The following is a 13,680-nucleotide window of genomic DNA, read 5'->3' as shown; positions in this document are numbered from 1 at the left end:
CAGTGTCAGCGCGGCGATCAGCGTCGAGCCGACGAGCGTCGGGGCGTCGATGGCGGGCAGCGGCCCGGTGGCCGAGGCGTCGCCGTGGGCGGGAAGGGGCTCGCCGGTGGCCGCCTCGGTGTCGGCGGTGCTCGGCTTGGCGTGCTTCCCCTTCCTAGGGGTCGCCCCCGAGGACGCGCCCGTGGACGTGCCGGTCTCGGTCGTGGGGGAGCCGGAGGGTGCGGGGCCCGCTCCGGTCGCGTCCGTACGAGGGGCGGTCTCCTTCTCGGCCTTCGGCTGCGCGGCCGGAGCCTTCGCGCGCGAGCCGGCGGGGAGGAGGTCGTGGTACGCGGTTCGCCCTGCGGCTGGGCCTGGGCCTGCTCGGGGGTCTGGCCCTCGGTCCTGCCCCGCACCTGGTTCGGCTCGTCACCGCTGATCTGCGGGGACTGGATCCGGTCGCCGGACAGCGGCACCTGGCCGGACCGGCCGTCGTCGGCGCGGGGGATGTACGCGCTCAGCGACTGCTCGGGAGACTGGAGCGTGCCAACCTCGCTTCCCGGCTTCCCGGCCTCCCTGAGCGCGTCCGGGGTCTCCTTCTCGGCCTTCTTCTTGGCCTTGCGCTCCAGGCGCTCCTTGACCCGCTGCGGGTAGCCGTAGCCGACGACCTTGCTGGTGTCGCGTACCTTGCGCTTGGCGACGCCGCCGTCGATGTTGCCCTCGATCGTGTGGATGCGGTTGCCCTCGACCTTGGTCACGACGCCGACGTGGTCGATCCTGTCGATGTCGTCCGAACCGCTCCAGTCGTAGAAGACGAGCGCGCCGACCTCGGGCTTCTTCCCCCAGGCGCCCTGCTTCTTGAACCACTTCGCGTGCTCGACGGTCCAGGCGAACTGGCCGATCCAGTCCTCGTAGCCGAGCTTGTGCGCGGCCCACGAGAGGTACATGTCACACCACGGCGCCACGCTGTAGTCGGCGTCGAACTCGACGTTCTTGCCGTACCAGGCGCCGAACTTGGTGTACGAGTTCGACTTCTCGGAGTAGCCCAGCTGGCTCTCGAGCAGTTCTATGTACTTCTGGATCTCTGGCGTCATGGAAGTGTGGGGGAGCCTTCCGAGCAAGACCGGGTTCGGCACGACAGTCTTGGGTAGTGGGGGTGACCCGGGACTGGTGTGACAAAACCGGTGACCTGTCGTCTTCCGTGATGAGTGAGGTTATCGTGTTGTGACCTTAGCTCAAGCACGCACCCTGGGGGCAAGACCCCTCAAGGGGTAGAAACCAGCAGGTCAGTGATGTTGCCAGAAATGTCCGGCCCTAGGTGGTTTAACACTAAAAGATCTACCCTGGGGTGAGATCTCGGTATCGTGCGCTGGTGTATTATGCGGCCCGCGCCGGGGATCGGCCGCAGGGCCTTTATCATGCGCGCCGTGCGGAGTGTTGCGTACGCGGGTCCCGCTGCCGTGCGGATCTCCGTACTCGTGTGAGGGGTCAGTAGCCCGCGCCGGTCAGCAGGCCGCCGTCCACCGTGAACTCGCTGCCCGTGCAGTAGCCGGCCCGGTCCGAGGCCAGGAACGCCACCACGTGCGAGACCTCCACCGGCTTGGCGAAGCGCTTGATCACCATCGACCGCACGAACGCCTCGGCGTCCACGGCGCCGACCAGATCCGGGTCCGTGACCATGGGGGTATTGATCGCCCCGGGATGCACCGAGTTCGCCCGGATCTTGAACTTCGCCAGCTCCCGCGCCGCCGACTTCGTCACCCCGCGTACTCCGAACTTCGACGCCGAGTACGCCGACAGCCCCTCCGCGCCGATGTAGCCCTCGATGGAGGAGATGTTCACGATGGAGCCGCGCCCGGCGGCCTTCATTGCTGTGCCCCGTCGCTGAAGCTCTCCACGGTGCTGCTGCGCGGCCGCTGCTCGGGCTTGCCTGCCGGTCCCCGTGCGGCGGGCTGAAGCTCGCCTGCGAGTGCGGGCGGGTGCGGTGAAGCCGGGGGCGGACGCCACCGGCGTGCCGCGTGACGGTGTGGCGGTGAAGCCGAGCTACTCGCCGGAAGGACCCGCGGGTTCCCGCGTACGTGGCAGGGGCGAGCCGGCGGGCTCGGGTGAGTCGTGTGGCGGTGCGGTGGCCAGGCCGGGCGAGTCGGCGGAGGGCGCGGTGGCGGGGTCCTGGGTGCGGGGGAGCGGGGCGCTGGTGGGCGCGGTGGCGGGGTCCTGGGTGCGGGGGAGCGGGGCGCCGGTGGGCTCGGGTGAGCCGTGGGTGGGGGCGGCGGCGGGGTTCTGCGGGCTGCGGGAGGAGGTGGGCGTGGTGAGGCCGGAGGAGCGGGCGGCCGGGCCGTCGGAGGGTGGGCTTGACGGGGCGGGCGACCGGGACGGTGACGGTTGCGTGGTCGATGGCACGGGGCGGGAGATCGTGGGGGAAGGCGTCGCCGGGCAGTCGGGGCCGGTCAGCGGCGCCTCGCTGACCTGCGGCCCGTTCCCGGCCGCCGGTTCGGTCATCACCACGATCCCGACGTACGCCTGCTCCCCGCACGGCAGCCGCCCGGGGTCGTGGGTGACGGCGCTGGTGTAGGAGGTGCTGCCGCGTAAGGTGCGACTCTCCTGGCGGACGGTCAGCGCCGGCCCGCCTTCGCCGTCCCTCCTCGTGTACGAGATCCGCAGCCGCACCGCGCCCGTGCCGTCCGCCGAGACCCCGATCGTGCCCGCCTTGCCGTTCCACCGCAGGATCGTGGCCGCCCGCACCTTCGGGCCGGGTGCGGTCGTGCCGGCCTGGCCGCTGCGGGCGGGACGTGCCGGGGGAGACGCGGGCGTGGGAGGGGCGGGCGTGGGAGGGGCGGTGCCGGTGGCGCGCGGCGGTGCGGACGAGGTCCGCCTGGGCGCCGGGCTGGCCCGGGTGGGCTCCGGGGACGTGGTGGCGGTCGTGAGGTCGTTCCTGGACTCGGGCGGCGGCATCAGGATCGTCCCAGGGCCGGGCGGCACCCGGCCGCCGGACAGCATGATCGCGACCAGCGCCGCGGCCGCCGCGCCGCCCGCGATCCAGAGGTGGGGCGGGAGCCTGGGCAGCCGAGCCCTGGGGCCGTTGGAGGGGGCGGGGTCGGTCCGCGCCAGCGGGAAGCGTAAGGCGAGCAGCGTGGCCAGCTCGGCCAGGTGACGGCGGCCGCGCTTCTCCCAGTCGGGGCCGTACCCGGCGGCGGCGTCCTCCTCCAGCTCGGCCGCGAACTGCCGGGCGGAGGCGTACCGGATGATCGGGTCCTTGGCCATGCCGCGCCTGAGCAGGTCGCGCAGCCCGTCGGGGGCCACCTCCACCGGAATCGGCTCCACGAGGTGCTTGCCGCGCAGCGCGGGCACGTCCTGCTCGCGCTCCCCGCCGCCGTCGTCGCCGCTCTCCTTGTGCGCCCGGTACGGCGGCCGCCCCCTGACCGCCTCGAACAGCACGCACGCCGCCGCGTACACGTCGGCCGGCGGCCCGGCCTGGCCCCGCGTCCACAGCTCGGGGGCCATGTACTCCGGGGTGCCCGCCGGCACTCCCGGCTCCTCGGCGTGCACCACGATGCCGAAGTCGGTCAGCTTGGTCGTGCCGTCGGCCTGGACGAGGATGTTGCCGGGGGTGACGTCCCGGTGCGGCACCCCGCGCTCGTGGGCGGCGGCGAGTGCCAGCAGCGTGCTCTTGACCACGGCCAGCGCCGCCTCCGGGCTGATCCGGCCGTGCTCGGCGAGCAGCGTGCGCAGGGAGACGCCGTCCACCAGCTCCATGACCACGGCGGCCCTGCTGGGCGTCTCGACGTACTCGTACAGGCGCACCACTTCTGGGGTGTCGATCTCGACGAGGCGGTGGGTGTCCGACCGGAAGCGGTCCATGAACTCGGCGTCCCTGCGCAGGGTGGCGTTCAGGTATTTGATCGCCACGTACGCGCCGGTCTGCTCGTAGGTGGCGAGGAACACGCGGCCGGTGCGCCCGGCGCCGAGCTGCCGTACTTCGCGGTACCCAGGGACCAAGTCCTACCCCCATCAGACGGCCGTCATCGATTCGACGGTCTCACCCGGGGTTCGGGTTGTCACGAGCGAGATATTTCGTCCCGCGTTAATGGGGTGCGCCGGAGTTGTGCCGGGCGTCTTTCGCGCGCTCGGGCGTGCTCTGGTGGGGGCCTGCGGCCAGGCGCCCGGCTTCGTCCTGCCGTCGGCGGACGTTAAGGACCCGGCCCACATGCTGGAGGGCACGCCCGCCACCGAGGTGCTGCCCGAGCTGCTCGGCCCCGGCGACCTGGAGAGCCGCCGCCACCACGGCTTCTCCCCGTTCACCGGGACCTCCCTGGACATGACGCTGCGCTCGCTGGGCGTCTCCGCCGTGGTCGCGCTCGGCGTCTCGCTCGACCTGGGCATCCCCGGGCCGGCGCTTGAGGCGGTCAATCTGGGCTACCGGGTGAGCGTGGTGACCGACGCCGTGGCGGGCGTGCGCGAGGAGTACGCGCAGGCCGTGCTCAGGTACACGATCGGCCTGCTGGCCACCCGTACGGCCACCGCCGAGCTGATCAAGGCGTGGACGTGATGGACGGGATGCGGCTGGACGGGCGGGTCGCGGTCGTCACCGGAGGAGCGGGGGCGATCGGCGCGGCCATCGGCGCCGACGTCGCCGGGCTGGTCGCCGACCTGTGCACGGACGCGCCGCGTACATCACCGGGCAGATCCTGTCGGTGAGCGGCGGCGTGACCATGCACTGACCCGCCATGCGCCTACAGCGAGTCGTAGACCGCCTGGACCAGCCGGATCCCGCGCAGGTTCCCGGTCAGCGCGTCGGCCATCTTGTTCATCACGTACCCGATCGCAAGGCCGCGCTCCGGGTCGCCGAGCCCGAGCGCGCCGCCCATGCCCGAATGCCCGAACGCGCTCTTCGACGGCATCGTGAACGTCAGCGACGGCAGCATGAACCCGAGCCCGAACGACGTGGCCAGGTACAGCACCTTGTCCGGGCCGTTCACCCGAGGGCGGAGCGCGTCACGCAGCGTCTCGGGGCGCAGCACGTCACCGGCGAGCAGCCCCTGGTAGAACCCGGCCAGTCCGCGTGCGGTGGTGACGAGGCCCGCCGCGGGCCAGCCCGCGCGCAGGATCACCGGGTGGTTCGCGCCGCCCTTGAGCCGGTGCATGGCGGGGTTGCCGAGCGCCCGGTTCATCAGGCTCGCGGGGTCGAGCGCGGCCCGCTGGATCTCGGCCAGCAGGTCCTGCGGCCGGTCCGCGGCCCGGACCTCTCGAGGCCGGTCGGCTGCTTGGGCGTCCTGCGGCCGGCCGGTGGGCTGGGCGTCCTGTGGCCGGTCGGCGCTCTCCACGATCTCCATGCCGGAGCGCTCGGCCCGGCCGGGGGCGCGGCGCGGGCGCTCGCCGGCCTTGAGCCGCGCCGTACGCTCGATGACGTCGTCCGGCGCGCCCACCCACAGCTCCAGCTCCAGCGGCCCGGCGATCTCGGCGGCGACCAGCTCGCCCACCGTCCTGCCCGTCACCCGCCGCACGACCTCGCCGATGAGGAAGCCGTACGTCAGCGCGTGGTAGCCGTGCGCCGTCCCCGGCTCCCACAGCGGGCGCTGCCCGGCCAGCCGCGCCGCGATCGCCGGCAGGTCATCGAACTCCTCGACCGGCACCTCCTCCTCGACCACCGGCAGCCCGGCCTGGTGGGTGAGCAGGTGCTCGACCGTCACCGAACCCTTGCCCTCGGCGGCGAACTCCGGCCACACCTCCGCGACCGGCGTGGCCACGTCCACCAGGCCCTGCTCGACGAGGCGCAGCAGCACGGCGGCGGTGACCGCCTTGGTGCAGGAGTAGACGAACGCGGGCGTGTCGCGCTCCCAGGGCCGCCCGGTCCAACGGTCGGCGATGCCGTCCCACAGGTCCACCACCAGCTCGCCGTCCTTATAGACGGCGAACGCCGCGCCCAGCTCCTCGCCGTCGGCGAAGTGCCGCTCGAACACTTCGCGCACGCGGGCGAAGCGCGGGTCGCAATGCATCGGACCTCCAGCGGGGAAGACGGGGAAAGGGAGTGCTTACGTGAGACACGAGCCTAACAATTGGGGACGTTTCGGCCCAGACGACCAGCGCGGCACCCTCAACCTGCCGTGGTGCTCGACGCCCTGCTCGTCAGCCTGGCACGGCACCACCACCCACATGGACGCGCTGTGCCACATGTGGAAGGGCGACGAGCTCCACAACGGCCATCCGGCCGCCCGCGTCCGCTCGTACGGCGCCACGAGGTGCGGCATCGAGCACGCGGGCGGAGTGGTGGCCAGGGGCGTGCTGTACGACATGCCGCGCAGCCTCGGGCTCGACCACCTGCCCGCCGGCCATCGCACCTCGGCCGCCGAACTGGCCGCCGTCGCCTGCGACGACGCCGCCGTCGGTGGGCTCGACGCGCGCGGCCTGTCGCAGGAGCCGCTACGCCAGAGCCGAGATCAACCCGATGGTCAGCGCGGTGCGGTCCGGGATGTGGTCGATCAGCACGTGCTCGTGCCGAGCGTGCGCGCCGTCGCCGACCGCGCCCATGCCGTCGAGTACGGGGCGGCCCAGCGCCGAGACGAAGTTGCCGTCGCTCGCCCCGCCCACGGCCGCCTGGTCGAGCGGCCAGCCGAACCCGGCGGCCACCCCCTGCGCCTCCTTGAACAGCCGCTCGGACGGCTCGTTCGGCACCATCGGGGGCCGGTTCCACTCGCCGGTGACGGAGATCTTGATGCGCGGGTCGGAGACGCGCAGCCCGGCGAAGACGTCGTCGATGCGGCCCATCTCGGCCGGGTCGGTGACGCGCACGTCGATGCCGCAGGTGGCGTGGCCGGCGGTGACGTTGAGCCCGGTGCCGCCGCTGATGAGGCCGACGTTCACGGTGGTGCCGCGCTCGCGCGACCCGGCGGCGGCGAGCGTGGTGACGACCTCGGCCAGTGCGTGGATGGCGTTGGCCCCCGCGTACGGGTCGAGCCCGGCGTGCGCCTCGACCCCCTTGACGGTCACGTTGAACAGCCCGACGCCCTTGCGCGCGGTCTTGAGCGCCCCGTCCAGCGACGCCTCGAACACCAGCGTGGCCAGGGCGTCCTCACTGGCCGCCTCGATGTGCTTGCGCGAGGCCGGGCTGCCGATCTCCTCGTCGCCGTTGAGCAGGAACCGCACGCTCGGGTGCGGCAGCCCCAGCTCGCGCAGCCCGCGCAGCGCCCAGATCGACTGCACGAGCCCGGCCTTCATGTCGAACACCCCCGGCCCGGTCGCCTTGCCCTCGACGACGGTGAACGGCCAGGTCTTGAGCGTCCCGGTGGGCCAGACCGTGTCGTAGTGGCTGAGCATGAGGACCGTGCCCGGCGCGGTGCCCTCGTAGGTGAGCTCCAGGATGTCGCCGTGCTGGCCGCCCTCGTGGAGGATCTCGTCGTCCGGCGTCCCCAGGTGGCCGACCACCCTCGCCCTGATCGCCCGCAGCCCCTTGACCAGCATGGCCTTGTCGTAGCTGTGGGTCTCCAGCTCCACCACGGCCCTGAGGTCGTCGAGCATGGCCGGCAGGGCCTGCCGGGTCCAGTCGGTGATCAACACGAGAGTCCTTCCACGGGGTGTGCACTAGGGGACGGGGGAACCGGGGCCGAGCGGCACGCCCAGCCACCAGAAGACGTAGAACAGCAGCGTCCACACGACGAGCAGCGTCAGCGAGAGCGGGATCGTCATCGAGGCCAGCGTGCCGATGCCGGCCGCGCGGCGGTAGCGCTGCAGGAAGCCGAGCGCCATCACGAAGTACGGGCTCATCGGAGTGATCGCGTTCGTGCAGGAGTCGGCGATGCGGTAGAGGGCCTGGGTGTATTCGGGCGGGATGTCCAGCAGCATCAGCATGGGCACGAACACCGGCCCGACGAGCGCCCACTGGGCCGAGCCGCTGGTCACCACGAGGTTGATGAGGGTGACCACGAGCAGGATGCCGAGGAAGACCACGGGCCCGCTCACCCCTGCCGACTTCAGCAGCCCGGCGCCGTCGATCGCGAGGATCTCGCCGACGCCGGTCCACTTGAAGTAGGCGAGGAACTGCGAGATCGCGAAGAACAGCACGAGGATCGGCGCCATCTCGCGGATGCCGTGCACCATGAAGCCGGGGATGTCGCCGCTGCGGGTCACGGTGCCCGCGGCCTTGCCGTACGCCCAGCCGACCGCGAGGAACGCAAGGCCGAGGAAGACCGCGATCGAGGTGAGCAGCGGCGACTGCACGATGCTGCCGCCCTCGCCGCGCAGCGGCGAGCCCGAGGGCAGCACGGCGGCCGTCACGGCGGCGACGAACACCACCAGCGTGATCAGCGCGGCCCGCAGCCCGCGCCGCTCCTCGGCGGTGAGCTTCAGCGAGCCCAGGTCGTCCTCGCCGGCGTCGGGGTCCACCGGCATCTGCTCGACGCGGCGGGCCAGCACCCGTTCGGTCACCAGCGTGATGACGGCGGCCAGCACCACGGACGACACCAGCGAGAAGAAGTAGTTCGCAAGCGGTGTGACCGTGTAGTCCGCGTCGATCGTGTGGGCGGCGGCGGTGGTCAGGCCCGACAGGATCGCGTCCACGGGGGTGATGAGCGGGCTGGCGTCGTAGCCGGCCGAGATCGACACGAACGCCACCACGATGCCGAGGATCGGGCTGCGCCCCACGGCGCGGAAGGCCAGCGCGCCGAGCGGGATCAGCACCACGTACGCGGCGTCGGACGCCACGTGCGCGACCATGCCGGTGAACGACAGCGCGAACGTCACCCACCGCGGCGAGACCCGCGACACCCCTGAGCGCAGCACGGCGGCCAGCAGCCCTGACCGCTCGGCGACGGCGACGCCGAGCATCACCACGAGGATCGTGCCGAGCGGCGGGAACGAGGTGTAGTTCTCGATCGCGTCGCCGACCATCAACCGCACGCCCTCGGCGGACAGCAGGTTCTTGACCGCGACGGTCTCACCCGTGGCCGGGTTGACGGCCGACGCCCCGGCCGCCGCGAGCGCCCAGCTCAGCAGCGACAGCACCGCGCTGAGGATGACGAACAGCCAAAAGGGATGAGGCAGCCGGTTGCCCAGCCGCTCGATGCCGCCGAGCATCTTGAGCAACGCGTTCAGCGAACGCGATCCCGTCACAGTCTCCGGGGTCGCCACCGGCTGATCTCCCTCCCGCATTTCGGTCACCCATTACATGCGGTCAGGAGACATCCTGACAAGTCGGGGTAAAAAGTCAGTCAGCTTCGGCGGGTTCGCGCAGCGGCAGCCGCACCTCGAACCACGTGTCGCCGGGCACCGAGCGGACCTTGATCTCGCCGCCGTGCCGTCCCGCCACGATCCGGTACGAGATGTCCAGCCCGAGCCCCGTGCCCTCGCCCACGCTCTTGGTGGTGAAGAACGGCTCGAAGATGCGGTCCCTGATCGCCTCCGGCACGCCGTGACCGGTGTCGCCGATCTCCACGATGGCCTCGTCCTCGTCGTGGGCCGTGCGGATGGTCAGCGTGCCCTCCTGCCCCATCGCGTCGAGCGCGTTGTGCATGAGGTTCGTCCACACCTGGTTCAGCTCGCCCGCGTAGCAGGGGATGGGCGGCAGTGTGCGGTCGTAGTCGGTGACCACGGTGATGCCCGGCGGGATCTTGCCGCGGAAGATCGCGAGCGTGCTGTCCAGCAGCTCGTGCACGTCCACGCGCTGGAAGGGCGCCCGGTCCATCTGGGAGTACTGCTTGGCCGAGCCGATGAGCGTGGTGATGCGCTCGGTGGCCTCGGCCACCTCGTCGAGCATCTGCGTGATCTCCACGGCCTCGGCCAGCCAGCGCAGCGCCTTCGTGGTGTGCTCCTCGCCGATCTTCGTCCTGACCTTCTCCAGGTCCTCTTTCGAAAAGCCCGCGTTGACCAGCCCGGGCGCGAGGTCCCACGCGTCCTCGACGCCGAGCTCGTCGAGCGCCTCGCCCAGCTCGTCCTCGGCGTCGGAGATCTCCAGCGGCGAGCGCTGCGGCTGCTCGGCCAGCCGGCGCGTGCACGCGTCCTGCGCGTCGACCAGCGCCCGCAGCTTCTCCGGGGCGATGCCGTCCTCGGCGAGCTGGGCGAGCTGCAGCCGCGAATTGGTGATCAGCGAGCGCAGCTCGCGCACCGCGCGCACGGCGGCCGCCGCCGGGTTGTTCAGCTCGTGGGTGAGACCGGCGGTGATCGTGCCGAGCGCGGTCAGCCGCTGCCGCCTGTCGATGAGCTCCCGCTGCATCCTGCCGCCCGACTGCAGGCCGTTGAGCAGGTGCATCGCCATCGGGAACCACTCGGTCACGATGTAGGCGAACTTCTTGGCAGGCAGCATGAACATCCGCGACGGCGCCGTGGCGCGCAGCGTGTGCTGGTAGGTCGTCGGGGCCTGATCGCCGAGGTAGGCGGCGGTGGCGCCGCCGAAGACGCCGGGCTGTGAGGTGCGCGGCATCGCGACGGAGCCGGCGCTGACCGTCTCCATGATCATCTGGATTTCGCCTTCGAGCAGCACCGCGAAGCACTCGGCGGGGTCGCCCTGCCGGACGATGTATTCGTCCTGCTCGAAGGTCCGCACGCCGCCGCTGGCCGCGAGCAGGGAGAGCTGCTCGTCGTTGAGGCGCTCGAACAGGAACAGCTTGCGCAGCTCCTCGATGTCGATCATTGCTTCTCCCGGTAGCGGTGGACGAGCGCGACGGCCATCGCGCCTTCTCCGACGGCGGAGGCCACTCTCTTGATCGACTCGGCGCGTACGTCGCCGGCCGCCAGCACCCCGGGCACGTTCGTCTCCAGGTAGTACGGCTCGCGCCGCAGCGGCCAGTTGCGCGGCCGCCGTCCGCCCTGCACCAGGTCGGGCCCGGTCAGCACGAACCCGCGCCCGTCCCGCTCGATCGTCTCGCCCAGCCACGAGGTGTACGGCTCGGCGCCGATGAACACGAACAGCCACTGCGCGTCGACCGTGCGCTCCTCGCCCTTCGTGGAGAGCGTGAGCCGCTCCAGATGGCCGTCGCCGGACGCGCCGACCACCTGCGTCTGCAGATGCACCTCGATGTTGGGAAGTGCGGCGATCTGCTCGATGAGGTAGTGGGACATGGACTTCTCCAGACCGTCACCCCTCACCAACAAGTGGACCTTGCTCGCGAATCCCGACAGGTAGACGGCGGCCTGCCCAGCGGAGTTGGCCGCGCCGACCACGAACACCTCGGTGTTCTTGCACCAGGGCGCCTCGGTGAGCGCGGCGCCGTAGAAGACGCCCCGGCCCACGAAGTCGTCCAGCCCCGGCGCCTCCAGCCGCCGGTAGGTGACGCCGGTGGCCAGGATCACCGCGTGCGCCGCGATCTCCCCGCCGTCCTTGAAGCCGACCACCCGCGCCTGGCCGCGCGCCTCCAGGCTGTTCACCTTGCGCGGGGTCAGCAGCTCGGCCCCGAACTTCAGCGCCTGCCTGCGCGCCCGGTCGGCGAGCTGCTGCCCGGAGACGCCGTCGGGGAAGCCCAGGTAGTTCTCGATACGGGAGCTCTGGCCCGCCTGCCCGCCCGACGAGTACGCCTCGACCAGCACCGTCTTGAGCCCTTCTGAAGCGCCGTACACGGCCGCCCCGAGCCCGGCCGGTCCGCCGCCCACCACGATCAGGTCGTAGAAGTCGGTCGCCGGCGTCGTGGACAGTCCCACCGCCGCCGCCAGCGTCGCCTGGTCGGGCGACTCCAGCACGGTGCCGTCCGGTTTCACCACCAGCGGCAGGTGGCAGTTGTCACCCGCCGCCTTCACCAGCTGCGCGCCCTCCGGCTCGCTGGCCAGCAGCCACTGGTACGGCACGTGGTTGCGGGCCAGGAAGTCGCGCACCTTGTACGACGGCGCCGACCAGCGGTCGCCCACCACGCGCAGCTCGGAACGCTCGCGACGGTCGGTGCGCAGCCAGGCGTCGAGCTGCCCGTCGATCACCGGGTAGAACTTCTCCTCCGGCGGGTCCCACGGCTTGAGCAGATAGTGGTCGAGGTCCACCACGTTGATCGCCTGGATGGCCGCCTGGGTGTCGGCGTAGGCGGTCAGCAGGACGCGGCGCGCGTAGGGATAGAGGTCCATGGCGGCCTCGAGGAACTCCACGCCGTTCATCTGGGGCATGCGGTAGTCGGCCAGGATGGCCGCGACCTCGTCGCCGCGCAGCCGCATCTCGCGTACCGCGTCGATGCCGTCCCTCGCCGTCTCCGCCCGCACAATCCGGTAGTCATGCCCGTAGCGGCGTCTCAGGTCACGGGCGACCGCCCGCGAGACGCCCGGGTCGTCGTCCACCGTCACGATGACCGGCTTGTCCATGCCCTCTTGCCTTTCCACCATGCTGTGCTTAAACGAAGAATGTCATGTGTTGCGGCCCGGCCGAGCCGGGCGTTCATATGATGAGCGCGTGGGTACCCGCGATCGCATCATCGACGCCGCTGAGCAGGCCATTTCCGAGTACGGCGTCGCGGGCGCCACGACCAAGCGCATCGCCAGGCAGGCCGGCTGCTCCGAGGCCCTGCTCTACAAGCACTTCGCGAGCAAGGAAGAGCTGTTGCTCGCCGTGGTGCTCGAGCGCATGCCGGCGCTCGGCCCGGCGCTCGACGAGCTGCGCGCGGGCATCGGCCGGGGCGACCTGCACGCGGCCCTCGTCGCGTTCGCCCTGGCCGCGCTGCGCTTCTACACCCGCACTCAGGCCATCGCGGGCGGCATGCTCGCAGACCCCGCGCTCATCGCCGGGTTCCGCGCCATGCTGGCCGAGAACCGCACAGGCCCGCACGTGCCGGTCCAGGCGCTGGCCGGCATCCTGCGGGCCGAGCAGCGCGCGGGCCGCATCGACGTCGCGCTCGACGCCGACGCGGCGGCCTCGATGCTGCTGGGCGCCTGCTTCCACCGGGCGAACCTGTCGCGCTTCGTGGACCTGCCCGGCCCCGGCGACAAGGAATGGGCAGGCGCGATCGTCGCCACCCTGCTCAGGTGACTAAGCGATCACGCGCGCCTCTCCGCCGTCCACCAGCAGCGACACCCCGTTCACGTACGAGGCCCGCTCGCTGGCCAGGAACGCCACCACGTCCCCCACCTCCTCAGGCCGCCCGACGCGTCCCACGGGAACGCCCTTGCCGCGCTCGCGCAGCGCCTCCTCGTCGCCGGCGAGCTGCCGCAGCCGTTCGGTCTCGATGGGCCCCGGCATCACGTTGTTGACCAGCACGCCGTCGCCGCCCACCTCGCGGGCCAGCGTGCGCACCACGCCCGCGACGGCCGAGCGCGTGGCGTTGGACAGGGCGAGGCCGTCGATCGCCTCGCGGGCCGACCTGCTGGTGATGGTGACGATCCGGCCCCAGCCGCGCGAGCGCATCTCGGGCAGCACCGCGTGCATGAGGCGGACCATGCCGAGCAGGTTGCGCTGGACGGCGGCGTCCCAGTCGTCGAGGGCGACCTCGGTGAAACGGCCCGGCTTCGGCCCGCCCGCGTTGGCCACGAGGATGTCCACGGGGCCGAGCACGTCGCGCGTCTCCTCGACCACCCGCCCGGCCGCCGCCGGGTCCTCCACGTCGGCCAGCACGGCGTGCACGACCTTGCCGAACTCCTGCAGCTCCACCACCGCGTCCGCGAGCTTCTCCGGGTCGCGGGCGCTGACGCACACGTCGCAGCCCTCCCGCGCGAGGCTCTTGGCCGCGGCGAGGCCGAGACCCGCACTGCCACCGGTGACGAGGGCGACCTTGCCCGAGATGCCGAGATCCATAAGGCCGACTATAGATC

Annotated in this window: 12 protein-coding genes; 3 read left to right on the top strand and 9 right to left on the bottom strand. The window is 71.7% G+C overall.

Translation table 11 applies throughout. From position 1 onward, the window contains the following. Positions 1-17: 17 nt before the first annotated feature. The 3 genes from WBK31_RS27085 to WBK31_RS27075 form a co-directional block, all read right to left on the bottom strand. Positions 18-1,070: a CHAP domain-containing protein gene (locus WBK31_RS27085; RefSeq protein ID WP_406673390.1), complete on the bottom strand. Its 1,053-nt coding sequence runs from the start codon at positions 1,068-1,070 to the stop codon at positions 18-20. A 394-nt stretch (positions 1,071-1,464) separates the two neighbouring features. After that, positions 1,465-1,845, bottom strand: a complete 381-nt coding sequence (locus WBK31_RS27080; RefSeq protein WP_406673389.1) for an SDR family NAD(P)-dependent oxidoreductase — start codon at positions 1,843-1,845, stop codon at positions 1,465-1,467. Between the two features lie 174 nt (positions 1,846-2,019). Then, complete coding sequence (locus WBK31_RS27075; RefSeq protein WP_406673388.1) at positions 2,020-3,972, bottom strand: protein kinase domain-containing protein; 1,953 nt, start codon at positions 3,970-3,972, stop codon at positions 2,020-2,022. Positions 3,973-4,078: 106 nt separating this feature from the next. Between WBK31_RS27075 and WBK31_RS27070 the strand changes: the two genes are divergently transcribed. Both WBK31_RS27070 and WBK31_RS27065 read left to right on the top strand, forming a co-directional pair. Continuing rightward, entirely contained in the window at positions 4,079-4,522 is a 444-nt protein-coding gene (locus WBK31_RS27070; protein ID WP_406673387.1) for an isochorismatase family protein, read from the top strand. After that, entirely contained in the window at positions 4,513-4,671 is a 159-nt protein-coding gene (locus WBK31_RS27065; protein WP_364069858.1) for a hypothetical protein, read from the top strand. Before WBK31_RS27070 ends, WBK31_RS27065 begins: the two co-directional genes overlap by 10 nt. A 35-nt stretch (positions 4,672-4,706) precedes the next feature. Here WBK31_RS27065 and WBK31_RS27060 read toward each other — a convergent pair whose 3' ends face one another. The 5 genes from WBK31_RS27060 to WBK31_RS27040 all read right to left on the bottom strand — a co-directional run bounded on the left by WBK31_RS27060 (position 4,707) and on the right by WBK31_RS27040 (position 12,261). Next, entirely contained in the window at positions 4,707-5,969 is a 1,263-nt protein-coding gene (locus WBK31_RS27060; protein ID WP_364069856.1) for a serine hydrolase domain-containing protein, read from the bottom strand. Between the two features lie 424 nt (positions 5,970-6,393). After that, complete coding sequence (locus tag WBK31_RS27055) at positions 6,394-7,527, bottom strand: M20 family metallopeptidase (RefSeq protein WP_378786985.1); 1,134 nt, start codon at positions 7,525-7,527, stop codon at positions 6,394-6,396. 24 nt (positions 7,528-7,551) lie between these two features. Beyond that, complete coding sequence (locus WBK31_RS27050) at positions 7,552-9,117, bottom strand: AbgT family transporter (RefSeq protein WP_406673386.1); 1,566 nt, start codon at positions 9,115-9,117, stop codon at positions 7,552-7,554. Between the two features lie 55 nt (positions 9,118-9,172). Beyond that, complete coding sequence (locus WBK31_RS27045) at positions 9,173-10,594, bottom strand: ATP-binding protein (protein WP_364069852.1); 1,422 nt, start codon at positions 10,592-10,594, stop codon at positions 9,173-9,175. Then, positions 10,591-12,261, bottom strand: coding sequence for an FAD-dependent oxidoreductase (locus tag WBK31_RS27040; protein WP_406673385.1), 1,671 nt, complete (start codon positions 12,259-12,261; stop codon positions 10,591-10,593). Before WBK31_RS27040 ends, WBK31_RS27045 begins: the two co-directional genes overlap by 4 nt. 67 nt (positions 12,262-12,328) lie before the next feature. Here WBK31_RS27040 and WBK31_RS27035 point away from each other — a divergent pair, with 67 nt between their 5' ends. After that, positions 12,329-12,901 carry a helix-turn-helix domain-containing protein gene (locus tag WBK31_RS27035; protein ID WP_364069849.1) on the top strand — a complete coding sequence of 191 codons (573 nt, stop codon included), beginning with the start codon at positions 12,329-12,331 and terminating at the stop codon, positions 12,899-12,901. Here WBK31_RS27035 and WBK31_RS27030 read toward each other — a convergent pair whose 3' ends face one another. Beyond that, complete coding sequence (locus WBK31_RS27030) at positions 12,902-13,663, bottom strand: SDR family oxidoreductase (RefSeq protein WP_364069847.1); 762 nt, start codon at positions 13,661-13,663, stop codon at positions 12,902-12,904. It lies immediately after the preceding gene. Positions 13,664-13,680: the final 17 nt, after the last annotated feature.

The organism is Nonomuraea sp. N2-4H (assembly GCF_045291505.1).
Taxonomy (GTDB): Bacteria; Actinomycetota; Actinomycetes; order Streptosporangiales; family Streptosporangiaceae; genus Nonomuraea; species Nonomuraea fastidiosa.
The sequence above is the reverse complement of the archived record's forward strand: the minus strand, read 5'-3'. Positions and strand labels throughout refer to the sequence as shown.

Coding starts and splice junctions, on each gene's coding strand:
- WBK31_RS27060 (WP_364069856.1), bottom strand. CDS start 5,969: ATGCATTGCGACCCGCGCTTCGCCCGCGTGCGCGAAGTGTTCGAGCGG.
- WBK31_RS27045 (WP_364069852.1), bottom strand. CDS start 10,594: ATGATCGACATCGAGGAGCTGCGCAAGCTGTTCCTGTTCGAGCGCCTC.
- WBK31_RS27050 (WP_406673386.1), bottom strand. CDS start 9,117: ATGCGGGAGGGAGATCAGCCGGTGGCGACCCCGGAGACTGTGACGGGA.
- WBK31_RS27080 (WP_406673389.1), bottom strand. CDS start 1,845: ATGAAGGCCGCCGGGCGCGGCTCCATCGTGAACATCTCCTCCATCGAG.
- WBK31_RS27030 (WP_364069847.1), bottom strand. CDS start 13,663: ATGGATCTCGGCATCTCGGGCAAGGTCGCCCTCGTCACCGGTGGCAGT.
- WBK31_RS27085 (WP_406673390.1), bottom strand. CDS start 1,070: ATGACGCCAGAGATCCAGAAGTACATAGAACTGCTCGAGAGCCAGCTG.
- WBK31_RS27040 (WP_406673385.1), bottom strand. CDS start 12,261: ATGGTGGAAAGGCAAGAGGGCATGGACAAGCCGGTCATCGTGACGGTG.